A 23,839-nucleotide genomic window follows, 5' to 3' on the forward strand; every position below is an offset into this window, starting at 1 on the left:
AGCTCGGGCTGTAGCGCAGCTTGGTAGCGCACTTGACTGGGGGTCAAGGGGTCGCAGGTTCAAATCCTGTCAGCCCGACAGTGAAACCGCAGGTCAGAGGCGGGTCAGCCGTGAGGGCCGGCCCGCCTCTCGCGTGAGTACAGCAACCGGTACAGCAACGCGGTCGCGTACAGCAACCGTCACCCTGGCGGCGCTCGGTCGAGCCGACCGGGGACCGACTCCCTCACTCGCTGCCGGGGACCTGCGTGTAGTCGGTGAGGTCCTGCAGCGTGTGGTGCTCGGGTTCGCTGATGAAGTGGCACCACGGCAGCTGGGTGCGGGGGACGCGCAGGCGGCGGGCTCCGGCCCAGGTGGCCAGCTCGACATGGCCGAGCCGGCCGGTGTAGACGGTCTCGATGGCCGGCATGAGGTCGGTGTCGGAGGAGACGACGATCGCCGCGTCGTACTCCTTCCGCAGCGCCATGGCCACCACGTCGATGGCCAGTGCGACGTCGATGCCCTTCTCCTGGGCCGGAGCGGTCGGCCAGTCGGCCGGATAGCGCAGCGGCCGGCGGATGACGGTGAGCGCGCTACTGCGCTGCCAGGCGGCGGTCTGGCGGTCGTTCGCGGTCGCGGCGTGCGGCTGGTGATCCGGTGACGGACGCCCGCGGTACACGCGCACACCCTTTACCGCTGAGGGGCGGTGGCGACGACGGACGAGGCGTTGTGCCAGGCGCAGCGGGTCGACGTGCCCGTCGGCGGGGTGGGCGTTGACCGGGAGGAAGAGGCGGCGGGCCCAGCCGTGCACGTTCTGGTAGTCGATGAAGACGACGACGCGGTCGCTCATCGCCAGTCCTCTCGGGCTACGGCAAGAAAAATCCCCGCCAGTCCCGGAGGACGACGGGGAGGAATGACACAACCGTAACACTCCCGACACCCCTGACAGGGCCGACGTTGGGCACTCCGCGGAGGCTGCCGTGGCCGTGGCTGTCCGGTCGTTGCAGCAAGGGTCACCACCGGAGCGCCTGGTCGAGCCGATCCGCGGCCTCGCGCTGCTGGGCCGGACCGACGTGGCTGTAGATGTCGGCGGTGATCGCGTAGGACGAGTGACCGAGGTGCTCCTGGACGACCTTGGTGTGTGTCCCGGCCGCCAGTAGGAAGCTCGCCGCGGAGTGCCGCAGCGTATGCAGGTGGACGCCGGCCAGACCGGCGCGCTGAGCGAGCAGCTCGAAGCGCCGCAGGACGTTGCGGGGCTCGAGCGGTGTCCCGATCTCGGTGGTGAAGACCAGGTCGGCGTCCCGCCACGCGCCGGCGGCCGCGCGCCGCTCGTCCTCCTGTCGGCCGCGGTGCGCCTGGAGCGTCTCGACGGCCGAGCGGGGGAGAGGCACCGTCCTGCGGGACTTGTCCGTCTTGGGCTCCTCGAGCTGCAGTCCCTTGGACGTCCGGGAGAGTGTCCAGCGGACTCTCAGCTGCCCGGCGTCCAGGTCGACGTCCGACCAGTGCAGGGCCAGCGCCTCGCCGCGGCGCAGCCCCGTGGCGAGCATGAGCCGGAACAGGCTCTCCAGGCGGTCGCCCCGGACCGCATCGAGGAGCGCGTGAGCCTGGTCCACGGTCAGGTGGGGTGCGTCCCTGCGGTCGACGCCAGGCCGCCGCACCACGGCGGCGGGGTTGCTGCGCAGCATCCCGTCGCGGGCCGCGATGTCCAGGGCCGCCCGCAGGACGGTGTAGATCGTCCGGATCGTCGACGCCGCCAGGCCGGCGTCCCGCTTGGCGATGATGAGCGCCTCGACATCGGACGGGCGCAGCCGACCCAGGGGGATCGTCCCGACGGTGGGGACGAGGTGGGTTCGGGCGATGGTGGCGTAGAGGTCCTTGGTGGCCTGCTTGCGGTCGCTGGCAGCGAGTGACTTGGTGATCCAGCCCTCCAGCCAGGCGGCGACCGTCACGGAGGCGTCCTTGACCGGTGCGCCGGACTCGATCCGCTCGCGGGCATCTCGGAACTTGGTCCGGACCTCAGCCTGCGTCTTCCCGTAGACCGTCCGCCGCTTCAGGACGCCGTGCTCGTCCCGGTAGCTGAGTTCGGCCGACCAGGAGCCGTCCTTGCGCTTGAAGACCGACCCCTCACCGTTCGCGCGCTTCGCCATGCCGTCCTCCGGTCGAATTGGGGTCTTCGGTGGGCGTCCGCCACCACGGACGGGCCGCTACTCCGACGGGCGTCGACGGCACCACAGGCGCACGGGGTGCTGGCTCCGATCGGAGAATCTGTGGACGGGTCACGGGTTGTCCCCAGGCCGTGAAGCGGCGCGTCCCGGGACTGGTCAGCCGGGGTCGGCGCTCGGGTGGCCGCGGACCTCGGATGTGGTGCGTCGACGCCGGTCCAGTCGGCTCATCGGTGCCGGCGCGGGGGCACCCAGCCGGTCGACGTAGCGCTCAAGCTCGGCCCGGGAGACCCGGCAGCTGCGCCCGATGTGCACCGGGCGCAGGTTGCCGTCCTTGATCAGGGCGTAGAGCGTGGTTCGGCCGATGCGGAGCACCTGCGCGGCCTCCTCCGGTGTCAGCAGCAACGGCTCGCTGGTCGGGCCGTCCTGCGAGCGCTGTGGGTCTGCCATGTCGTCCTCCTGGTGCGGCGTCTGTCCGGACACGCCGTCGTTCGGCGCGGCACGCCTACCGGAGAAGGCGCCGTTTTCGCCCGATTGGTGACACTGCCGCGGCAATCTCCTGTATTTCTCCGGTTCTCCTCCTGCGCCAGGGGGCTGTGAGCTCCGTGCGGCCGCCGACGTCGGCGACGACAGCGGGACGGCCCGGGGTGACGTGGCGTGACAGGTGACCGAGCGGTGTCACCCCGGAGGACGGTGGGTCGTCACCCCGGTCGATGGCAGAGGGTCGGCGCCTGCTCGGGCGCGGTCGTGGCGCCATCGGCTGCTGATCTGCAGCACGGTGTCGTGCCTGCCGGCGGGACCGCGGTGGCCTGGGCAGCGGACACACCCGTCGCCAAGCGTCCCTACGAGCCCGTGGAGCAGGTCCGCCTACTTCGCCTGGGCCGGTTGCGGCAAGCGCGGAGCTGCATCGACGCCCCAGACCACGTGCAGGTCGTGACCGCTCACCCGCGATGACGGGGCACTTCGCCTCGGTCGCTCGGCTCCTCGCCTGTGACCGGCTCCGACGGGCGCGGCCGTGCGGACGTCTGGATGGGACCGCAGCGCCGCAGGCTGGCTCGCTGTCCGGGCCGCGCCGCTCACCACGGTCGCCGGCCGAGCAGGGCTTCTGCTGAGCTCGTGCTGCTGCCTCCCGATACCGTCCGCCGAACCGCGCTACAAGATCACGAGTCGACACACCTGGTGCATCCAGGCCGAGCGAATCCGTTGTGACGAGAAGTGTGCCAGGTCCGGGCGGCTCGTTGAGCGAGAAGGCGCTGGGGTGACGTCGGTGTGCGTCGACGATCCCGGACGACGCCGGTGCGATCGGTCGGCGGCTCGGTGCACCGGCTCTCCGGGGGCACGTGCTCCGGCGCAGTCGTCTCCTTCTACTGGAGAAGGACTGGAGGTTCGCGGCTCAGCGCACGTCGGGGGCGCCGGTCCGGCAGGCCCGCCAGCGGTAGGCCTCCAGCACGGGCTGCAGTGCCCGACTGAGGCCGGGCAGGTCGCGGTCGTAGATGCGGCCGTCGTCCAGCTGCCGGGTCAGCTCGCCGAGCAGCGTCGGCCAGTCCCGCCGGGTCGGCTCCAGGGGGACGCGGATCTCGATCCGCCGTTCGACCACCTGCACCGCGGTTCGGCCGGAGGCCGCGGCGCGGGTCTGCTCCCAGGCTCGGTGCCGGCAGGTGGCCGAGCACCACTTGGGGATCGGTCCCCGGCCGCGCGGCGTGATCGGCCTGGCACACCATCCGCAGGTCGTCGCGGCGGCGCGCCGTTCGCGCCCTTCTGCCGAAGCGCCGGCCTGGTCTGCATCGGCGGGCCCGGCCGGTGTCTGGGCGGCGTGCTGTCACCGTTGCTGCTCACGAGCTCGGCGGCGGGCCCGGTACTCGGGGGTTCCGCTGGTTCCCATGGCACAGAGTCTGCAGGCGAGCCGGCAGTAACTCGTCACCACGAGTTCTGAGACCCGGAGTGCATGAGGTGTGTCGGCTCGTGATCTTGGTTGCGGAGGGGATGTCTCCAGTGGCTGGCTGGTTGGTTGTGCGCGGTCGCGTAGGCGGGCGCTCGATCGTGCTGATGGCTGAACTGTCCTGGATCTGGCAGAGGCTTTGATCCTCGCGAGGAGACTGAGACCGTGCCAGCACCCCGCAAGTACGACGAGAAGACCCGCGCGCGTGCCGTGCGGATGTACAGCGAGCGCATCCGCGACCTCGGGGAGTCGAAGCTGACGGCGCGTAAGGCGGTGGGGGCGGTGCTGGACATCAACCCGGCCACGCTGCGCAACTGGGTGGAGCGCGAGGAGATCGACTCCGGTGCCCGGCCCGGGGTGACCACCGAGGCGTCTGAGGAGCTCAAGGCGCTGCGCCGGGAGGTCGCCGAGCTGCGCCGGGCGAACGAGATCCTCAAGACCGCCTCGGCGTTTTTCGCGTCGGCGGAGCTCGACCGCCGACTCAGGTAGTCATCGACTACATCGACGCGCACAAGGAGCGCTTCGGGGTCGAGCCGATCTGCCGCGTGCTGACCGAGCACGGCATCCAGATCGCCCCGAGCACCTATTACGCGCGTCTGGCCTGCCCGGTTTTGGCCGCGGAGCTGGCCGACGCCTGGGCCGCGAACACCCTGGTCGACCTCTATAGGCGCAACCGGCGGGTGTACGGGGTGCGCAAGCTGTGGCACACCGCCCGCCGCGCCGGGCATCCGTGGGGCCGGGACCAGGTCGCCCGGCTGATGGCCATCGCCGGCATCGACGGCGTCCGCCGCGGTCGCCATCGCACGGTGACCACCCAACGGGATCAGACCGCGCCGCGGCACCCGGACCTGTGCGACCGGGCCTGGGCGTCGCCGACCCGACCGGACCAGTGGTGGGTCGCGGACTTCACCTACGTCTGGACCCTGGCAGAGTTCGTCTACGTCTCCTTCGTCACCGACGTCTACTCCCGCCGCATCCTGGGCTGGCGAGTCAGCAGGTCGAAGACGACTCCGCTGGTCAGCTCCGCGCTGGAGCAGGCGCTGTGCTCCCGCCGCCGCGGCAACGCCGCCTTCGCCGCCACCGGGCTGCTGCATCACTCGGATGCCGGGTCGCAAGGCGGACTCAATCGGTCGTCGCAACACCCCGTGATCACGGAGGTGTTCGATGGGGCGACGTCAGCAGCAGGCGGATCGGGCTCTGCGGCCGGCCATGAGATCGCCGGGGCGGCCGATGCCGGCCCGGCATGTCGAGCGCAACTTCTGGCGGCTGATCGCGCGGGGCAAGCGCACGGAGGACGCCGCGCTCGAGATAGGCGTGTCCACGCCAGTCGCGTCGCGCTGGTTTCGCCACGCTGGCGGCATGCCGCCGCTGAGCCTGGCCGAGCCCACCGGCCGCTACCTGTCGTTCCAGCAGCGCGAGGACCTCGCGCTGCTGAAGGCGAAGGGTCTCGGAGTCCGGGCGATCGCTCGTGAGCTCAAGCGCGATCCCGGCACGATCTCGCGCGAGCTGCGACGCAACGCCGCGACCCGCAGTGGCAAGTGCGAGTACCGAACGACGGTCGCGCAGTGGAAGGCGCAGACCGCGGCCCGGCGCCCCAAGCCGGCGAAGCTGGTGAGCAATCCGCGGCTGCAGGAGTACGTCCAGACGCGGCTGAGTGGCCAGTTGCAGCGGCCCGACGGGACGGTCGCGGCGGGCCCGCCGACGACCTGGAAGGGCTTGAACAAGCCCCATCGTGCCGACCGTCGCTGGGCGACGGCCTGCAGCCCGGAGCAGATCAGCCGACGACTCGTCATCGACTTCCCCGACGATGCGGACATGCGCATCAGCCACGAGGCGATCTACCAGGCGCTCTACATCACATGCGCCTGCACTCGGCGATCGACTACCGCCCGCCGGTCGAGTTCGAAGACCACCACTACCGTGGCACCACGACCCCCGCGGCCCTCGCGGTGGCCTGAACCCAGCGTCCGTCAGATCCAGGACGGTTCAGGCTGAAGCTCACGACTTCCCTGAGGGCTCGACGCAATTTCCGATGTGGCTGGTGGCAGCGTTGGTCGCTGGCCAAATTTGGGGCTCGCCGGGCACTCGTGGCGGACTGCCACCGGTCGCGAGCGGCGCCAGCGCGTCGCTCTTGATCGCGGTGCGGTGCATACGCCATCGCGGACCGGTCAGCCGAAGGGCCGGTCGAGGCTGGTCGCAGCAGTTGCTCGCGAGGTAGCTTGTTCCACCAATATTGCCCCCTATGTGTACTGCCCGGAGGCGTCGGTGCAGCGGGTGATGGGTGGGAGGTTCCCCAGGGCGGTGTGGGGTCGGTGGTTGTAGTGGTGCAGCCGGTGCGGGCGCCGGCCCGGCGACATTGCGACGCTGAGGCAAGTCGAGGCTCGCGGAGTTGAGCAGGGGAACGCCCCGTCGAGCGTCAGCTGCGGGGTCGAGGCGGGTGTATATCACGCCCCCTATGCACGAGGAGAGGCCGCCCGAGGCATAGGCAGGCCCCGCCCGGTGGACGTCCCGCATGTCAGACGAGCGATCGGTGCCGTGTGTCAGCTCGTGATCGGAGGCGCGGCGGCCTCGGCGACACCGTTGGCGGCGAGCTGGTCCAGCAATTCCACGACGGCCTGAGAATCCTCGTTGGCGTCGATGGCGGTGACCCTGCCCCAGCGCATGCGGATCAGGTGCACGCCGCGGTTGTGGTACGGACTGCCGTCGGGGCGGGTCGCTTCGTTGGTCCACCGCAGGATGATCGTGGTCCGATGGGGCAGGCCCTTGACCCATACCTCCTCCACGGTGAGCCGCATGTCCGGGCACAGCCGACCCAGGCGTCCGAACCAAAGACGCAGAGCCTTCCGGTCGTGCCGTTCCCCGCCTAGGGCATGGTCACCACCGAACCGGTGGTGGACATCGGGGGAGCAGCTGGCAAGTACTGCGTCGTAGTCGTGTCGTTGACGCGACAAAAGTTGGCCGTGGCCAGTCGCTTGACGAGTGCGTGGTACATGACGGCATCCTCGGTCACGGTCCAGCCGGGCGCGCCAACGGTACGTCAGCGGCGGCCCGGCGGTCCCGACACCTGCAATGTGCGGTCCGCGCCCTCTCGGGCAGAGCGCCAGCCGCTGAGGACGAACAGCCGCTTTCCGTCCACCGCGCCAAGGCGACCAGCTCCTTGATGAAGGCGGCCAGGCTGCGGGGTGGGCGGCTCAGCACGGCCTCAGGGACAAGGAATTTCTGCCGCTCCTCTGCTCCGGAGGCGCGGGACGGTGCGCCTCGCCGTGATCGGGTAGGCCTTGGCGGGCGAGGCGCACCGTGAAGTCGCGGTCGAGCACTGTGCGCAGCTGGTTGCCGGTCAGCCGCAGTACCTCGCCGGACCGCACGACCGCGGCGCTCCGTTGCACCGGCTGGTCGTCGAACGAGTCGGGCGCGCCCAGGAACGGCCGCGCCGCGTGGACGCGCACGACCGGTGCACCGTCGTAAGCTGGACTGACGACCGCGACGGGCGCCCGAGAGCACGACGTGGAAGTCGTAGCGAGGATCGCCCGGGCGATAGGCACCTCGCCGTGGGCGACGGGATGGCGGGTCCCCAGGCGCTCGAAGCGGGTCAGCTGGGCGTCGGCAAGCCACGTGTTGTCCCCGCCTCGGTCCGGCGTCTCTGGGAGGTCTTCGGCCCAGGGCGGCAGGTCCGCCGGCGCAGGCGGGGCGTTGGCGCGCAAAGCGGCCGGTGCTGGCTCCGCGTAATCCCGGTCGACGCCAGCCAGCGTGTCGGCGTCGAAGGGGCCGCTGAGCCGGCAGCCGTTGACGAAGGATGTCGGGGTGCCGGGGACTCCGCTGCGCTCGGCGGACGCGCTGTCCTCTTGGACGCGGGGCGAGTAACGGCCCAACCCCTCTCGTGGGCGAACGGCGCCACGTCTCGCTGCTCACCGGGCCGGTTGGGAGCAGATCGCTCGGCGGATCGAGCAATCGGCGTCCAGAGGCAGCCCTACGTACCGGCCTCGCTGTGCGGGTGTCGCCAACGGCTGCTTCCTGGAGCGCGTCCGCCGTGCGAGAGGCCTCTCTGTCGCGCAGAGTGCCGGGACATGGGACACGACCGCGGCGGTCCTACGGCATCACGTCGCCACTTCTCTGCACCGCCCCTGGTCCGCGCGACGGCGCGCGCCGGCCGGCCTCGCACCGTCGCCCATCGGTTGCGCGGTAGCTTGCCGACCGTCCTCCAGTGCGCAGTCGCGGCAGCTGCGGCATGGTGGATCTCCGAGACCGCTCTCGGCCATCAGCAGCCGGTGTTCGCCGCCACGGCTGCGGTGGTGTGTCTGGCGGCCGGTGCCGGCCAGCGGGCCCGGCAAACCGTCGATCTGCTCGTCGGCGTCCTGATCGGCGTATTCGTCGGCACCCTGATCCGCGCGGTCACGGACCAGGCGAACGTCTGGACGACGCTTCTCGCGGTGTGTGCAGCCCTCGGTGCCATTGGACTGTTCGACGTCCGTCCGCTCGCGTTCATCCAGGCCGGTGCCTCAGCCCTGTTCGTCCTCACCCTGCCGCCGGTGGAGGCCCCGGCGGACCGAGTGCTCGACGCGGCGGTCGGCGGCGCGCTCGGCCTCCTCGCAAGCCAGGTGCTGGTCACGCCCGATCCGGTACACATGGTCGTCGGACCGGCCCGGGTGGTCCTGTCAGACGCAGCGGCGGCCCTGCGCGCCCGCGACAGGACGGAGGCAGCTGGACATGCCCGGGCGGCGACCGCTGGACTCGGCGACCTCGCCGCCGCTCGGATCGCTGCCCGGGACGTAGCGGCGCGGACCGTCCGCGGCCGCCTGCGACAGGCGCAGCTAAACACGGTCGATCGGAGGCTCGCCTCTGTCGACCACCTCGTCGCCGCCACGCTGCTTGCCGTCGACCCGCCCCGCGGTGCAGCCAGTGACGAGCCAGGTTTCCGCACTGAGGCGGCGGACGTCATCGAACGGGCCCAAGCCGCGCTCGAGGCGGCAGCGCCGGACCCTGACGCCGACCTGGGCACCGCCCTGCTGTTGCTTGGAAGCCGGCCGAACTCGGGTAAGGGGTCCGCGGAAGCGGACGGCTCATGACTCCGCAGTCTGCTTGAGGTAGACCTCGCTCCTCCCGGCGGCACGCTCGATCCCGGGTCTTCGCAGCGGTGGACTTGCCGGACAAGCCCAAGGCTCTCGACTCGCCCAGGAGGTGCCGTGGAGCTCATGGGGTGCAGGTCGAGCCTGCGAGCCCGGCGGTCACGAGGGGCTTGGTGTCAGCCCATGAACCCGCGGCTGCAGCTCGTCGGTCCAGAACCGCCAGAAGCCGTCAGGATCTGGGCCGCCGTTTTGCAGCACCAGGTGGTCGAAGCCGGCATCCATAAATTTCTGGATTTGTGCGACGTGCACGTCGACGTCCGGACCGCACGCGAACACCTGCTTGACATCATCGGTGGTGACCGTCGACGTCGCCGCCTCGAAATTGACCGGGTTCGGTAGCTCGGAGAGCACCTTCCAGCCGGTCAGGGCGAATCGGCCTTTGTCCACCACTGCCTGTGCGGCGGCTTCCACGTCTGGCGCCCAGGCCAGCTGGACCTCGACGTACTTGGGCCCGGTGCCGCCGCCGTCGGTGTAGCCGGAGACGAGTTCGCTCCTGGGTTCGGTGGCGAACAACCCGTCGCCGAGCTCCACCGCGATCTGGATGGATTTGGGCCCGCTGACCGCCACACAGATCTCCGGTAGACGGTCGGGCAGGTCGAAGATGCGTGCGTCGTCGAGTTGCAGGTGCTTGCCTTCGTAGTGCCGGTAGCCGCCCTGCCACAGGAGCCGGATGATCTCCAGTGCCTCGCGGAAGTACTCGTGGCGGACCCGCACACTGGGCCAGTCGCGGCCGATCACGTGTTCGTTGAGTCGTTCCCCGGAGCCGACGCCGAGGGTGAAGCGGCCGTCGCTGATAATCTGCAAGGTGGCGGCCTGCTGGGCCACCAGCGCGGGATGGTAGCGGAACGACGGGCAGGTCACGCCGGTGACGATGCCGATCCGTTCGGTGCGGGCGGCGATGTTGGCGAACAGCAGCCAGGTGTTCGCCGAGTGCCCCTGGTTGTCCAGCCAGGGATGAAAGTGATCGCTGGCCTCCACGAAGTCGAAGCCCAACTGCTCGGCCCGTACGGCCTGCTCGATGATCTCCTTGGGGCCGAAAGCCTCGGTGGTCAGCTTGAACCCAAATTCCATCGCGTCCACTCAATCCTGGCAGGGGGAGCTGTCGGGGAAACGCTAGTGCCATCACGCGCTTACCGGCTTGTCGAGCGGCTACATCAATGCTGGGTATGGCGCCATAACCCATCGAAATGGCGTATTTGCTTGGTTGCTCACGAGGACGACGCGCGCGCCGGGTCAACTCTGCTTCCGAGCGAGGTTCCCTCCGGGCGGTGAGGTGGGCAGGTCCGTGCACACCCCTCCGATCGAGAGAGCCCCCACCATGAGCCAGCCCGTCCAGCAGCAGGACCCGCCCGGCAGCACCGCAGAGATGGATCCCAGGCCCGACCATGGTGAGCAGAGCTATCGCGGTTGCGGCCGGCTCGAGGGCAAGAAAGCGATCATCACCGGCGCCGACTCGGGGATCGGCAAGGCGGTGGCCATCGCCTTCGCCCGGGAAGGCGCGGACGTGCTGATCTCTTACCAGAACGAGCACGAGGATGCCCATGACACCCAGCGCTGGGTGGAGGACGCCGGCCGTCGAGCGGTGCTCGTGGCCGGTGACCTGCAGGACCCGGCGCACTGCCGCGGAATCGTCGCCACGGCCGTCGAGGAGTTCGGCCGGGTGGACGTACTGGTCAACAACGCCGCCTTCCAGATGGTGCGGGAGGACTTCACCGAGACCCCAGACGAGGAGTGGGACCGCACCATCGCCACAAACCTCTCGGCGTTCTTCCACCTGGCCAAGGCCGCAGTACCGCACATGCAGCCGGGCGGGGCCATCATCGCGTCGTCGTCGGTCAACTCCGACCACCCGGTGCCGGACCTGCTGCCCTACAGCGCGACCAAGGCCGGCCTGGCAAACATGTGCGCCACCCTTGCCCAGCAGCTGGCGCCCCGGGGCATCCGGGCCAACAGCGTCGCCCCCGGGCCGATATGGACGCCGCTGATCCCCGCGACGATGCCACCAGACCAAGTGCAGAGCTTCGGCGGCGCCCAGGCGCCACTCGGCCGTCCCGGCCAGCCCAAGGAACTCGCCCCGGTCTACGTGCTGCTCGCCTCGGACGAGGCCAGCTACATCTCCGGCGCGCGCATCGCGGTCACCGGCGGGGATCCGATCCTGTGACCGGCCTGCTGCCGATGCGGCTCACCGGGCCGGCCAAGCCGCTGGTCTTCGGCGGCCATGCCATCGGCCACACCCTGGGTAAGAAAGGGATCCCCGACTGGGGCATCGGTGAGACGTGGGAGTGCAGCGACGTCGACGGCAACGTCTCTTCGGTGGCCGACGGGCCGTTGGCCGGCACGCCGCTGCGCGAGCTGGTCGGCCGGTACCCCGAGGACCTCGTGGGCCACGGCTGGTCGGGCGAGTGCTTTCCGGTGCTCACCAAGTTCATCGACGCCTCCGGCACGTTGCCGGTGCATCTGCACGCCGACGATGAGACCGCGCAGCGGCTGGAAGGGCAGGCCAACGGCAAGACCGAGGCCTGGCACGTCCTGGCCGCCGCACCCGGGGCCACCGCGCTGTGCGGCCTCAAGGACGGCGTGTGCACCGAGCAGGTACGTGCGGCCCTGCAGGCGCAGGACTTCGACGCGGTGATGCGTCGGCTGCCGGTGCGCGCGGGGGAGACGATTTACGTCCCCGGCGGCACGCTGCACAGCTTCGGCCCGGACACGCTGGTCTACGAGATCGAGCAGACCTCCGACGTCCAGCAGCACGCCATGCGCTGGCACATGCAGGACGGTTCACCGGTCGATGACGAGGAGTTCGCCGGCAACCTCGACATGCTGCTGCAGGAGCTGAAGACCGAACCGAAGCCCGAATTTGGGCCCGGGCTCGCGGTGCCGGTCGACGACGGCGTCGGGCAGACGTTCCTGTGCGCCGGCCCGTACTTCGCCCTCGAGCGTTGGCGGGCCGGCACAGCGGCGCCGATCCGGCGTCGCTTCGCCACCGCGCAGGTGCTCAGCAACGTCGGCGCTCCGGTCACGGTCACCGCGGGGCAGTGGTCGGAGCAGCTCGGCCGTGCGCAGACCCTGCTCCTGCCCGCCTGCCTCGAGACCGTCGAGATCAGCGGCCCCGCCGACGTCCTGTTCGGCTACCTGCCTGACCTCGACCACGACGTCCGCGCCCCGCTCATGGCGGCCGGATTTGCGCCACACGTCATCGCCGCCCTCGGCGAGTAGCACGCCCACCTGCCCGCACTGGAGAACGACCCGTCCCTTCCCTCACCGGGCGATGCTCCCTGCCATCTGCCCCCGCTCGGGGCGGGACCCAGGAGCGAGCCGGAGAGGGGAGAGGGCGGCGGCGAGGCCTCAGCAGGATCCGCGCACTCACCACAGAAGGGACACCCACCATGACCGACCAGTACACGATGCAGGACCCGGCAAAGCAGTACCCCGGCCCTGCCGAGGAGATGGCTCAGACCCAGGAAGGCCCAGGCCTCGAGCAGCGGATGCCGATCAAGCCCGACGCCGGGGAGCAGACCTACCGCGGCAGCGGCCGGCTGACCGGGCGCAGGGCGGTCGTCACCGGTGCCGACTCCGGCATCGGCCGCGCTGCGGCGATCGCATTCGCCCGCGAGGGCGCGGACGTCGTGCTCAACTACCTGCCCGAGGAGGAGGCCGACGCGCGAGAGGTCGTGAAACTGGTCGAGGACGCCGGACGCACCGCGGTGGCCGTTCCGGGTGACCTCACGGAGGAGGCCTTCTGCCAGCAGCTGGTGCAGACCGCGGTCGACCAGCTCGGCGGGGTCGACATCCTGGCCAACGTCGCCGGCCGGCAGCAGTACGTCGAGGACATCGCCGACCTGACCACCGAGCAGTTCGTCGACACCTACACGACCAACGTCTTCGCGATGTTCTGGTTGTGCAAGGCTGCCATCGCGCACATGCCGCCGGGCTCGACGATCATCAACACCGCCTCGCTCGAGGCCTACCAGCCCGCGCCGATCCTGCTCGACTACGCCTCGACCAAGTGGGCGATCAACGGCTTCTCCAAGGCCCTGGCCCAGCAGGTGGCGTCAAAGGGCATCCGGGTCAACGTGGTCGCGCCGGGGCCGGTGTGGACGCCCCTGCAGGTCGCCGGCGGGCAGCCGCCCGAGGCGCTGAAGTCCTTTGGTGCCGACCAGTCGCCGATGGGCCGGCCGGCCCAGCCGGCAGAGATGGCCCCGGCGTTCGTCTTCCTGGCCAGCCCGGAGTCCAGCTACGTCAACGCCGCCACGGTCAGCGCGAACGGCGGCACGCCCACGCCGTGAGGAAGGTTCTTCCCCGGCTTCGGGAGGCTCGGGAGAAGTGCCCGGACGAAGGTCGCACGGGCCCGGCCGTCGCCAGGACGGCCGGGCCCGTGCGCCGGACAGGAGACCGCATGCCCTCGCTGACGACCCATGATGGAGTGCGGCTGCACTACCAGGAGCAGGGGGCCGGACGGCCGCTGGTGCTGCTTCACGGCTGGACGTTCAGCGGCCGGTTCTTCGACCGCAACATCGACGCGCTGGCCGAGGGCGCCCGGGTGGTGACCGTCGATCTACGCGGGCACGGCGACTCCGACAAGCCCGAGCACGGTTACCGCGTCGCCCGGCTGGCCCGCGACCTGCTCGACGTCCTGCAGACCCTCGACCTGCAGGGGGCCACCGTGCTCGGCTGGTCACTGGGCTGCCCGGTGATCTGGCAGTACCTGGAGCTGTTCGGCAGGCACCGCATCGACCGGGCGGTGTTCGTCGAGCAGACCCCGCGGCAGTACCTCGGCGTCGACTGGCCCTGGTACCACGCCCAGTGCTTCGACGACGCCGCGCTGGCCGCAATGCAGGCGCAGGTAGCGGCCGACCCTGCCGGGCAGGACCGTCAGCAGCTGCAGACGATCATGCGCACCCAGCCGACCGACGCCGAGCGGGAGCTGCTCCTGGCCGAGATGGCCAAGTGCCCGCCACGGGTGCGTAACGCCGTGATGGCCGACCACACTCGGCACGACTGGCGCGACTTATTGCCCACCCTCGACCTGCCCACGCTGGTGTGCGTCGCCCGGCAGGACGCCGTCTTCGACTGGCGCGGCCCAGCCTGGGTCGGCGAGCACGTGCCCGGCGCGTACACCGAGTACTTCGAGGAGAGCAGCCACGCGCTGATGTTCGACGAGCCGGAGCGCTTCAACCGGGTCGTCGCCGGCTTCCATGCGGGAGGGGATCGGTGAGCGACTTGTCGTTCCCTACGGTCGGGCGGGCGCACCGCGCTTTTCGCCGACGCCGGCTACGAACCCGACGACGTGTGGGCGCCGGCCGACTCCTGGCAGTGGCGCGACGTGGACCCCGTGCCGTGCTCTTTCCCCCTGGGCAGCGTGTCGATGGGTAGTCGACTGGCCGTGGCCTGTACCGCGGCCAGCAAGTCGGTGTCCTGGTCGGCTCGGGTGAGCGCGACCACCGAAGCCGGGCTGAGGTCGGGCACGGGGATATAGCGCACCCCGACCGACTCGGCCGGCAGGCACTTGGTGATGTAGGCCGGTGCCACGCCCACGGTGTGGCCGAGGGCGTGCTGATGCACGAAGGCCTGGGGATCGGTGGTGGCTATGGTTGGCCAGCGTCGTGGCTGGCGGCCGCCGCGTTCGGGCACGAGGTTCCAGTAGTCGGCCCATGCGCCGGTGCCGGTCACCGTCTCGCCGAGGAACGGCTGGTCGAGCAGGTCGCGGACAGAGACCGTCCGCGCGGAGGCCAGTCGGTGCCGGCGGCCGACCACGGCCACCCGAGGGACGTTGAACAACGGTGTAACCCGCACGCGGGGGTCCTCGATGGGGCCAGTGGTGATTACGACGTCGACCGTGCCGTCGGCCAGCGCCGGGACCCGTTCGTCGGTACGCACCATGCTGACTTGAACTTCTCGCCCGCTGAGGGTGCCTAGCAGCTGCAACAGTTGGGGGGTCCGCGGGCCGGCGCCGCCGCCGAACAGTCCGACGCGCAACCCCGATGGGTGGGTCCGGGCCCGGCCGACCGCGGTGCACAGCTCATCGACGGCGCCCAGCACGCCGGTCGCGTGCTCGAGCAGAACCAAGCCGCTGGCTGTAGGACGGGCCGGAGGGGTCGAGCGGTCAACCAGCCGGGTGGCTAGCTCGGCCTCCAGGTCGCTGATCGCGGTGCTCACGCTGGGTTGAGAGACACCGAGGCGGGCGGCGGCCCGGGTGAACGAGCCCTCCTCCACCACGGCCACGAAACACCGCAGGTGCCGCAGGTCCATGTAGGAACTCCTCACCGAAGCCACTTGCCTCAGCGCATGCCTTGGCCACCAGATTCCGGACTGCGACGTCCAGGATTCCGCGGACCGGGGGCGGCGCCCGCCGTGTGGTGCTGGACCGCTTCTGCTGGTGTAAGCATCCTCGCCGCGAGAAATCCAAGCGAGCTGCGCCGCCGCGTTCTCGAAGGGCTGGCATCATGCTGCTTCAGCAGCAATCGCATCCGCGGCTGTGACCGCCCAGATCTGACGACGCAGCGCTCCGCCCCGGTCGTGAACCGGAATCGAGCAGCCTCTTTGTGGCACCGCGTCCGCAGCGGAGCCGGGAACGAGCGCTATCCCCCACCCGGCAGCGACGAGACCTGTGGTCGGTGCGGCGAGCCTGCGATCACGCGCCTACATGGCAGCGACCCGTTGCCTGACCGGTGGGGTGCCGGTATTCGAACGCCAGCGGATTGAGAGGGCCGATGCCCCTATCGACGATGGGCATGGGCGGTGCCGCCACTGCGCCGTTCCGCTTGACTGGAACCTAAATCGCACGCATCCGTCCCGGCGCGGCCGGTGATGACCGGGTCCGTGTGCCCCATGACCGTCGGAGGGCCTGTGACCAGCATGCTGGCTGCCGCCGGACGGCGCTCGGACCTCACCTGGTTGGTGGCGGTCGCCGCTGCCCTGTGGGGGATGTCTGCGCTCCTGCGCGAACCGCTCCTCGACATGGGACTGCCACCCCGCGCTCATCGTGCTGTACGAGCACGTCGTTCTGGCAGCGGCCACCTCGCCGCTGCTCCTCCCGGCGCTGCGCCGCTTCGCCGCCGCCGGCCTCCGCACGCGGATCGCCGTGGTCACCATCGGTGCCGGGTCGTCGGCGCTGGCCACCACGGCGTTCACCGCGGCGTTCGAGCTGGGTGACCCCATCACGCCCCAGGTGCTGCAGAAGCTGCAGCCGCTCATCGCCCTCCTGCTGGCCGCCGTGCTGCTCGGTGAGCGGCTCCGGCGCCGATTCTGGACCTTCGCCGTGCCTGCGCTCGTCGGGGCGTGGCTGCTGGCCTTTCCGCGTCCGCTGGACATCAGCGTCGCCTCGGCCGCGGCTGCGTCCCTGGCGCTCGGAGCTGCGGTGCTGTGGGCCGCCGGGACGGTGCTGGGTCGGTTCGCCGCAGCCGAGATGACCGCCGACGACACCATGGCGTTGCGGTTCGCCTTTGGCCTGGTGGCGATGGTCGGGATGGTCAGCCTGCGGGGGGGGTGGGCGCCGCTGCCGCTGCGCGCGGTGCCGTTCGTGGTGGGTCTCGCCCTCGTCACCGGCCTGCTCGCCCTCGCCCTGTACTACCGCGCCCTGCGGCACACCCCGGCCAGTCGGGCGACGCTGGCTGAACTCGCCTTCCCGGTCACCGCGGCAGGGGTGGGCGTCGTCGTCCTCGGCCGGGCGCTCACGCCCTCGCAGTGGCTCGGTTTCGTCGTCGTGCTCGTCGCCGTCACCGCCGTCGTGCTCAATGAGCACTCCGCCCGGCGACCGTCCGTCGCCGTCCCCGACTCTGCCGCCGACGCACTCCGGACCACCGTTCGGTGACACAGAGGCGGTGGGATCTAAGGCACGGAGGACGGCGTGCAGTACCTGCACGCTGGGCTTCTGTGGCTTGCTGAGCCAGCATCGCGACGACGCCGCGCTGGACTGCGGGGGGGCGAATCAGGCTGACCCAGGTCTGTGTCCGGGGCCGCCGGATCTCCATCCCGAATCTTCAAAGCTCGTCACCCGCAGCCTGTCCGACAGGTCGGTGACCAACGCGTCGGTCAACCCACCCATTAGTGGCCGGACGGTTCGGCGGGATCGCCACGGCAACGGGGCGCGCGGCGTGACGCACCGCGCGCCTCTGGCAGTCACACCGGCTCGTCGTGTGACCCTGTCCGGGTCGCCGTCGGCCCAGGCCCGCCGGTTCTCGGGCCCGCGAGCCGTGGATGCGAGTGGCCGCGCCCCTGTCGTCGCCGTCGAGCAGGCCTCTGCCAAGACTTTGCCCAGCAGGGCACTCAGGGGCTGTGGCCCGGTCATCCCGTCGACCGGTCATGATCCGGACCCCCTGAATCCGGAGAGGGGTGTGGTGAAACTCGGGATGCCGGACACAGACAAGGTGATGAGCACCGACGATGCGTTCGCCGCCATGTACCGGACCCACCACGCGGCCATCTGCCGGTACGTCGCGCGGCGAATGAACCTGGCCGGGGACGACGAGGTGCGTGACGTCGCCGCGGAGGTGTTCACCACCGCCTGGCGCCGCCGCGCCGCTGTTCCGCCGGAGCCGCTGCCGTGGCTCTACGGGGTGGCCCGCCGCGTACTGGCCAACGAGCGGCGCGGATCTGTGCGCCGCCAGCGGCTGGCCGACCGGCTGTTCGTTCACGCGCTGGACCAGGTGACCGCTCCGGCGGACGTCGACCGGCCGGTCGTCCTCGACGCGCTCGACCGGCTCTCCGCCGCCGACCAGGAGGTGCTCGCCCTGGCGGCGTGGGAGGAACTGGGGCCGGCGCAGATCGCCGTGGTGCTGCGGTGCTCGCGGTCGGCAGCGTCCATGCGCCTGCACCGGGCCCGCGTCCGGCTGCGCGAGGCCATGTCCGCTCTCGACCCGCCACCGCACCTTCCTGCCCCCTCGACCGCTCTTGCCCCGGAGGTTGTGCCGTGACCGACGACCTGCAGCTGCTCGCCGCCGCCGACCCCGCTCCGGCGTCCCGGTGGCCCGGCGGCCCGATCGACGATGCCGCCGAGCGGCACCTGACAAACCTGGTCGCCGGTCAGTTCTTCGCGCCAGCCGCAGTCCGGCCCTGGCGGACGTACCGCCGCGGGATGGCGGCAGCGGCCGCGGCCGGGATTGCCTCCGTGCTGGTCGCCGTCGCGACCGGTGGGCCCGGCGTACCGGCGTCGCCGACTCCGGTGGTCGTGCGGCCGGTGGCGGCGCCTGCACCGCTCGCCGTGGACCCCTCCGTGCCGGTGCCCTCGCTGGCCGAGCTGACCATGGCCGCAGCGAACCAGGTGTCCGGCGACAGTCCTGCGGCCGTCCGGGGTAGCCACGTACGTGCCTGGTACCTCGCCTTCGGCGCCGAGGGCGAGGGGTTCCCCGCCGTCGAGCTACCGGAGGAACAGCTGTCCGTCCCCAGTCCCGACGGTGGGCTGACCGTCACCCGCGTGCCCGCTGACCCGGCTCACCCGACCGAGGTGCGGCTGGACGCCGACGGCACAGCGCCGGCCGACGCCGTCGAAGCGCATACCCGCGCCGCCGAGCTCGCCGCCTCTCCCGAGGACCGGACGCCGCCCCCAGCGGATGCGGCTGCGCTGGCGGCCCACCTCGCCGCCGTGGCAGCCCCCGCCCCGCCGGACGCCGTGGGCCTACTCGATGCCCTGCAGCGAGTGCTGCTGCGTTGGACGCCGGGGCCGGCGGAGCACTCCGCAATCGCCGCCTGGCTCGCCCAGCAACCCGGGCTGACCGCCCTCGGCGCCGTCACCGACCGCCTTGATCGGCCCGGGGTGGCCTACGCGCTCGACGTCACCGCGGAAGGAGGGACCGCCGAAATCCGGCGGACCGTTGTCCTCGACGCCGACACCGGCGCAGTCCTGTCCATCGAGCTGTCCTTCCTCGACGACACCGGCGAGTGGGACGTCGACCCGTACGCAGTGATCAGCTATGTGGCCTTCGGGGTGGGGTAAGCCGACCCGCTGTGACCGGGTTGCGCGCCGGTGCTCGTCAATCCCCTGGGGGACGTTGGCAATTTTGGTCCCGCTGGCGCTCGCAGTGCTAGCGGTGGTGGCAGCGGAGTTCTCGCTGCGCCGGGCGCGAACGGCTCAGGGAGGTGCCAGGCATCGACGGGCGGTGACGCACCCGTTGATCGACCGCGACGGCTGTACCGAGAGCAGGCGGTCCGCCTTGCGGACCCGGGCTATGCGGCGCGGGCGGACTGCCGCGCCGTTCGTGGACGTGGCCTTGGGGGACCGGCCGGGTCTCGTACCCTTCGAAGATCGTGTCCGCTCAGGACACAGGTGCGGCCGCGGGCCGAGGACGGATGCGCTGCCCATGAACACGTCGAGACCGACCCGCTGGGAAACAGAGGTCATCCCGTTCACGGCGGGGGACGGGATGCGGCTGAACCTGCACCATGTCGTCGGCGACCGGTCTGCGACGCGGGGGCCGGTGCTTCTCGTGCACGGCGCCGGGGTCAGGGCCGACATCTTCCGCCCACCGGGGCAGCTGACCGTGGTCGACGCGCTGCTGGACGATGGCTACGACGTCTGGCTGGAGAACTGGCGGGCCAGCGCTGATGTGGTGCCGACATCCTGGGATCTGGACCAGGCGGCCGTTCACGACCATCCGGAGGCGGTCCGCACGGTGGTTGCGGCGACCGGCGCGGACACGGTCAAGGCGGTCGTCCACTGCCAGGGATCCAGCAGCTTCGCGCTGTCCGCGGTGGCCGGCCTGCTCCCGGAGGTCGATGTCATCGTGTCGAACGCCGTCTCTCTCCATCCAGTCGTCCCGCTGGGCGCTCGGCTCAAGCTCCGCCGGCTCGCCCCACTCCTCGCGCCGCTGCTGCCCTACGTCGATCCCGGGTGGGGCGACGCTCCGCCGCCTCACCTGCTGCCGCGGCTGATGGTCGCGGCGGTCCAGGCCACTCATCGGGAATGCGGGAACGCCGTGTGCAAGATGGCGAGCTTCGCCTTCGGCTCGGGACGGCCGGCGCTGTGGTCGCACGACGAGCTCACAACGGCGACCCACGACTGGGTGCGATCCCAGTTCGGCCCCGTGCCGATGACCTTTTTCGCACAGATGGCAGAGTCCGTCCGCCGCGGGCGGCTGACACCTCTGGGCGCCGTCGACGGACTGCCCGACGACATCCTGACGGCACCACCGGCCACCGATGCCCGGTTCGTCCTGCTCGCCGGCGAGACCAACCGCTGCTTCCTACCGGAGAGCCAGGTCCGGACCTACCGTTACCTCGACGGGCACCGCCACGGGCACCACCGGCTGCACGTCCTTCCCCGATACGGCCAGCTGGACGTCTTCCTGGGCCGACACGCCTCCCGTGAGGTGTTCCCGCTGATCCTCGAGAGCTTGGCAGCGCCGGCCGGTGCGACGCGACAGCGCAGGGGGGCATGATGGGCTCCACCTCACCGAGAACGACGCAGCCACGGTGGGTAGCAGCGGAGCGGCTGCCGCGCGACGACTACCAGGCGCTGGTCATCGGTACCGGCTTCGGCGGCGCAGTGGCCGCATGCCGCCTTGCCCAGGCCGGGGTGGACGTCGCCGTGGTCGAGCGAGGCCGACGCTGGCCGCTGGGCAGCTTCCCGCGGGACGCGACCAAGCTGGACGACGGCTGGCTGTGGGCCTGCGGCCATGGGCTCTACGACGCCACCGCGCGAGGCGACATCCTCGCGATCCGCGCGGCTGGGTACGGCGGCGGCTCTCTGGTCTACGCCAATGTGGCGGCACGCCCGCCCGCCGAGGTGTTCGCCGACTGGCCGGCGCCGCTGTCCCGCGAGCACCTCGAGCCGTATTTCGACCTCGCGGCGCACATGCTCGGGGTCAGCCCGACACCGGCCGACCCGCGCACCGGGGCACCGCCGCCGAAGACCCGGTTGATGCAGGAGGCCGCCCGGCGGGTCGACCGGGTCGACGGCTTCTTCCATCCCAACCTTGCCGTCACCTTCGCCGATGATCCGCAACGCCCGAAGCCGCCCCGCCAGGCCGGCCTGCAGCAGGCGCCGTGCACTTTCTGCGGGGAGTGCGACATCGGCTGCAACGTCGGCGCCAAGAACACACTCGACCGCAACTACCTCGCCGTCGCCGAGGCCGCTGGCGCGGCGGTGGGCACCCGCACGGAGGCCGTGTGGATCCGCCGCGAGGACGCCACCGGGCCTGCCGGCGAGCCAGGCTACCGGGTGCGGCTGCGCGAACACGGACACGACAGCGCCGGCAAGGAGGGCGTCGAGCGCGAGGTCACCGCCCGCCATGTCTTCGTCTGCGCCGGCGCGTTGGGCAGCACCGAGCTCCTGCTGCGCAGTCGGGACCAGTACCGGACCCTGCCCGACCTGCCGCCGTCGCTGGGGGAGGGGTACTCCGGCAACGGTGACTTCCTGAGCTTCGGGTTCGACCTGCCCGACGCCGCCGAACCCGTGGCCGGGCCGACGATCACCACGGCCTCCGTCGTGCACGCCGACACGTCTGCTGGCGGCAGGTGGTTCGTCATCGAAGACGGGGGGTTCTCCCCGCACATCGCGCGGCTGGTCGCCGGGCTTGACCTCGCCGGCCTGCCGGCGCGGGTGGCCCGCGCCATGCGGCGGCGGGACCGGCGCACGATCGCCGACACCCGCGCCTTGGCCGCGGCGCTGCCCGACCGCCTGGCGGAGCGCACCAGCCGCACGGCGGTGCTGCTGGCCATGGGTCGCGACGCCGCCGACGGCCGGATCGCGCTGCGCGGGCGCGCACGGCGGCTGCACGTCACCTGGGACACCACGCGCAACGACCCGCTTTACGACGCCGAGGCCGCCGCGTCCGCCGAGATCGTGCGCGCCCTCGGCGGCCGTCCGGCTGTCACCCCGACCTGGCGGCTGTTCCGCCAGCCGGTCACCGTCCACAACCTGGGCGGCTGCCGGATGGGTGGTGGGCCTGCTGACGGGGTGGTCGACACCGACGGGCAGGTCTTCGGGCACCCGGGCCTTTACGTAGTGGATGGCGCTGTCCTGCCCGGGTCGACCGGCGGTAACCCGTCGATGACCATCGCCGCCGTGGCCGAACACTGCCTGCAGGCCGCGGTCCGGCGGATCACCGGTGACTCCTCGTGGGAGCCGCCCGAACGCCTGGACGTGGTGCGCCGCGAGATTCCCGAGGACGCCGCCGTGGCCAGGATCCGGCTCCGTGGCCCGACACCGCCTTCCCGGCCGGGGGTCGTCTTCCGCGAGACGATGCGCGGGTCGGTCGACGGGCGGGCGGTGGTCCTGCGGCTGACCGCACGGATCGAGGACCTGCAGCGCTTCCTCGCCGACCCGATCCACACCGTGGCCCTGACCGGCACAGTGGATGTGGCCGGCCTCACCCGGCGTCCGGCGTCCGTGCAGGACGGGGTGCTGCACCTGCTCGCACCCGCGGAGCCACCCGGGCACGGAGCGCGCACCATGGCCTACGCCCTGCGATTCGACGATGACACGGGTCGGATGTGGGTCCTGCGAGGCGTCAAGGACGTCCGCCGCCGTCCCGGGACCGGCCCGTGGCGCGCCACCACTGTGCTGACCACCACGCTGGAGGCCGAGGGTCAGGGGGCCGGCCCGGAGGGGCGGCTGACCATCACGGCATCCGCGGCGTTGCGACTGCTCGTCAGTCTCCGGGCCACCGGCCTGCCGCGCGCGCCTGCTCCTGTCACCGGGGCACGGGCCGTCGGCACCCTGCTGCGCTTCGGGAGCTTCTTCGCCACGGCAGTCGCCGAGGCATTCCTGCCCCGGACCTCCCGCCGGCGGCGGCGGATGAGCCGTTCCTTGGGCGGCGAAGTCACCGCACGCCGTGGGGCTCTGGCTCGTCCCGGGTCTCGGCGGGACGGTCGTCGTCGTCCATCCGGCCGGCGACGGTGGTGAGGAGCAGGTCGCGGGTCTGCTCCCACCTCCGGGCCCGGCGACGCGCGCGGACGTCCCGTGCCGACCCGGCCGGGTACCGCCGCCGCGCCCACGGGCTGTCCGGCCGGGCCAGCCGGACGGCACCCACCATGCCGACCGGCCACAGCGGCACGCTGAGCAGCGCGGTCCACAGCTTGCCCTTGACCGCGGTGACCACGCTGAGCGCCGCGTTCACGGCGATGAGCGCCGATGCAGCCCATCGCCCGCCGCTTCCGCCGCCGGTCTGCGCGTCCCCGGCCTCGCCAAGATCGAAAGGCAGAACGCCGAGCAGAACCATGGCCGTCAGCGTGGCGACCACCACCACTGCGTCTACCGAACTGCGTCCCTGCCGGGACCAGTACACGTCCCGCAGGTGCAACAGCAGCGCAAACTCGTCGAGCACCAGGCCGGTACCCAGGCCGAACCCCAGCGCCAACCCACTCCGCCAGCCCCCAGTCGTGGGCAGCGCGAAACTCGCCACTCCCGCCGCCGTCATGACGGCCACCCCGACGACCACGTGGTGCAGGTGGACACCGCTCACAGAGATGTTCCCCGGCCACCACCGCACTCGGGCGCGGATCAGCCGGGTGCTGACGCGAATCGCGAGGAAGCCCCCGACCACCCCCAGCAGCAGAAGGAGCAGCGGCTGCTTGCCGCGCTCGACCACCTCCACCTCGTAGAGCCGCAGCCACCACGACGGATCAGCCCAGCCGGAGAGCACGGGGTTGAGCATGCCGTGTTCTACATTCCATCCCAAGCAGCACCTGCCGGTTCACCGGCC

The 23,839-nt window shown here is 71.2% G+C and carries 19 protein-coding genes, 1 tRNA gene, 2 pseudogenes and 1 other annotated feature; of the genes and pseudogenes, 13 read left to right on the plus strand and 9 right to left on the minus strand.

The window, feature by feature from the left end; translation table 11 throughout:
* Positions 1-4: 4 nt before the first annotated feature.
* Positions 5-78, plus strand: a tRNA-Pro gene (locus ACGBYP_RS10500).
* Between the two features lie 145 nt (positions 79-223).
* Here ACGBYP_RS10500 and ACGBYP_RS10505 read toward each other — a convergent pair.
* The 4 genes from ACGBYP_RS10505 to ACGBYP_RS10520 all read right to left on the minus strand — a co-directional run bounded on the left by ACGBYP_RS10505 (position 224) and on the right by ACGBYP_RS10520 (position 3,741).
* Positions 224-826 carry an NYN domain-containing protein gene (locus ACGBYP_RS10505; protein WP_411583795.1) on the minus strand — a complete coding sequence of 201 codons (603 nt, stop codon included), beginning with the start codon at positions 824-826 and terminating at the stop codon, positions 224-226.
* Between the two features lie 163 nt (positions 827-989).
* Positions 990-2,123, minus strand: coding sequence for a tyrosine-type recombinase/integrase (locus tag ACGBYP_RS10510; protein ID WP_411583797.1), 1,134 nt, complete (start codon positions 2,121-2,123; stop codon positions 990-992).
* A gap of 174 nt (positions 2,124-2,297) precedes the next feature.
* A complete protein-coding gene (locus ACGBYP_RS10515; RefSeq protein WP_411583799.1) occupies positions 2,298-2,588 on the minus strand; it encodes a helix-turn-helix domain-containing protein in 291 nt (96 codons plus the stop codon).
* Between the two features lie 943 nt (positions 2,589-3,531).
* Positions 3,532-3,741, minus strand: coding sequence for a hypothetical protein (locus ACGBYP_RS10520; RefSeq protein WP_411583801.1), 210 nt, complete (start codon positions 3,739-3,741; stop codon positions 3,532-3,534).
* Between the two features lie 501 nt (positions 3,742-4,242).
* On the opposite strand from ACGBYP_RS10520, the pseudogene ACGBYP_RS10525 reads away from it, so the two are divergent.
* Both ACGBYP_RS10525 and ACGBYP_RS10530 read left to right on the plus strand, forming a co-directional pair.
* A pseudogene (locus ACGBYP_RS10525) lies at positions 4,243-5,192 on the plus strand (IS3 family transposase); the annotation flags it as partial.
* Positions 4,524-4,655 (plus strand) — a sequence feature (AL1L pseudoknot). Its footprint overlaps the pseudogene before it by 132 nt.
* 244 nt (positions 5,193-5,436) lie before the next feature.
* A pseudogene (locus ACGBYP_RS10530) lies at positions 5,437-5,934 on the plus strand (transposase); the annotation flags it as partial.
* 683 nt (positions 5,935-6,617) lie between these two features.
* Here the strand turns inward: ACGBYP_RS10530 and ACGBYP_RS10535 are convergent.
* Positions 6,618-7,028, minus strand: a complete 411-nt coding sequence (locus tag ACGBYP_RS10535) for a nuclear transport factor 2 family protein (RefSeq protein ID WP_411583803.1) — start codon at positions 7,026-7,028, stop codon at positions 6,618-6,620.
* Between the two features lie 240 nt (positions 7,029-7,268).
* Positions 7,269-7,946, minus strand: coding sequence for a DsbA family protein (locus ACGBYP_RS10540; RefSeq protein ID WP_411583804.1), 678 nt, complete (start codon positions 7,944-7,946; stop codon positions 7,269-7,271).
* 195 nt (positions 7,947-8,141) lie between these two features.
* Between ACGBYP_RS10540 and ACGBYP_RS10545 the strand changes: the two genes are divergently transcribed.
* Positions 8,142-9,140: an FUSC family protein gene (locus tag ACGBYP_RS10545; protein ID WP_411583806.1), complete on the plus strand. Its 999-nt coding sequence runs from the start codon at positions 8,142-8,144 to the stop codon at positions 9,138-9,140.
* Positions 9,141-9,299: 159 nt separating this feature from the next.
* Here ACGBYP_RS10545 and ACGBYP_RS10550 read toward each other — a convergent pair whose 3' ends face one another.
* Positions 9,300-10,271 carry a TIGR03557 family F420-dependent LLM class oxidoreductase gene (locus ACGBYP_RS10550; protein WP_411585210.1) on the minus strand — a complete coding sequence of 324 codons (972 nt, stop codon included), beginning with the start codon at positions 10,269-10,271 and terminating at the stop codon, positions 9,300-9,302.
* Between the two features lie 247 nt (positions 10,272-10,518).
* On the opposite strand from ACGBYP_RS10550, the gene ACGBYP_RS10555 reads away from it, so the two are divergent.
* The 4 genes from ACGBYP_RS10555 (at position 10,519) to ACGBYP_RS10570 (ending at position 14,415) form a co-directional block, all read left to right on the plus strand.
* On the plus strand, positions 10,519-11,361 hold the full coding sequence (locus tag ACGBYP_RS10555) for an SDR family oxidoreductase (RefSeq protein WP_411583808.1): 843 nt from the start codon (positions 10,519-10,521) through the stop codon (positions 11,359-11,361).
* Complete coding sequence (locus ACGBYP_RS10560) at positions 11,358-12,416, plus strand: class I mannose-6-phosphate isomerase (protein WP_411583810.1); 1,059 nt, start codon at positions 11,358-11,360, stop codon at positions 12,414-12,416. The genes ACGBYP_RS10555 and ACGBYP_RS10560 overlap by 4 nt, the downstream gene beginning before the upstream one ends.
* Before the next feature lie 170 nt (positions 12,417-12,586).
* Positions 12,587-13,486: an SDR family oxidoreductase gene (locus tag ACGBYP_RS10565; RefSeq protein WP_411583812.1), complete on the plus strand. Its 900-nt coding sequence runs from the start codon at positions 12,587-12,589 to the stop codon at positions 13,484-13,486.
* A gap of 110 nt (positions 13,487-13,596) precedes the next feature.
* Positions 13,597-14,415, plus strand: a complete 819-nt coding sequence (locus ACGBYP_RS10570; RefSeq protein ID WP_411583814.1) for an alpha/beta fold hydrolase — start codon at positions 13,597-13,599, stop codon at positions 14,413-14,415.
* Positions 14,416-14,471: 56 nt separating this feature from the next.
* On the opposite strand, the gene ACGBYP_RS10575 is transcribed toward ACGBYP_RS10570, so the two are convergent.
* A complete protein-coding gene (locus ACGBYP_RS10575) occupies positions 14,472-15,449 on the minus strand; it encodes a LysR family transcriptional regulator (RefSeq protein WP_411583815.1) in 978 nt (325 codons plus the stop codon).
* A 679-nt stretch (positions 15,450-16,128) separates the two neighbouring features.
* On the opposite strand from ACGBYP_RS10575, the gene ACGBYP_RS10580 reads away from it, so the two are divergent.
* From ACGBYP_RS10580 to ACGBYP_RS10600, 5 genes are all read left to right on the plus strand, one after another.
* The gene (locus ACGBYP_RS10580; RefSeq protein WP_411585211.1) at positions 16,129-17,010 is read left to right on the plus strand and encodes an EamA family transporter; all 882 of its coding nucleotides are present in this window, start codon (positions 16,129-16,131) and stop codon (positions 17,008-17,010) included.
* Between the two features lie 559 nt (positions 17,011-17,569).
* Positions 17,570-18,112, plus strand: a complete 543-nt coding sequence (locus tag ACGBYP_RS10585) for an RNA polymerase sigma factor (RefSeq protein WP_411583817.1) — start codon at positions 17,570-17,572, stop codon at positions 18,110-18,112.
* Positions 18,109-19,131 carry a hypothetical protein gene (locus ACGBYP_RS10590; protein WP_411583819.1) on the plus strand — a complete coding sequence of 341 codons (1,023 nt, stop codon included), beginning with the start codon at positions 18,109-18,111 and terminating at the stop codon, positions 19,129-19,131. Before ACGBYP_RS10585 ends, ACGBYP_RS10590 begins: the two co-directional genes overlap by 4 nt.
* A 364-nt stretch (positions 19,132-19,495) precedes the next feature.
* Complete coding sequence (locus ACGBYP_RS10595; RefSeq protein ID WP_411583821.1) at positions 19,496-20,572, plus strand: alpha/beta fold hydrolase; 1,077 nt, start codon at positions 19,496-19,498, stop codon at positions 20,570-20,572.
* Positions 20,569-23,040, plus strand: coding sequence for a GMC oxidoreductase (locus ACGBYP_RS10600; protein WP_411583823.1), 2,472 nt, complete (start codon positions 20,569-20,571; stop codon positions 23,038-23,040). The genes ACGBYP_RS10595 and ACGBYP_RS10600 overlap by 4 nt, the downstream gene beginning before the upstream one ends.
* Here ACGBYP_RS10600 and ACGBYP_RS10605 read toward each other — a convergent pair.
* A complete protein-coding gene (locus ACGBYP_RS10605) occupies positions 22,958-23,791 on the minus strand; it encodes a hypothetical protein (protein ID WP_411583825.1) in 834 nt (277 codons plus the stop codon). The genes ACGBYP_RS10600 and ACGBYP_RS10605 overlap by 83 nt on opposite strands.
* Between the last annotated feature and the right edge of the window lie 48 nt (positions 23,792-23,839).

The sequence above is a fragment of the Modestobacter sp. SSW1-42 genome, assembly GCF_046635825.1.
In the GTDB taxonomy this organism is placed as follows: Bacteria; Actinomycetota; Actinomycetes; order Mycobacteriales; family Geodermatophilaceae; genus Modestobacter.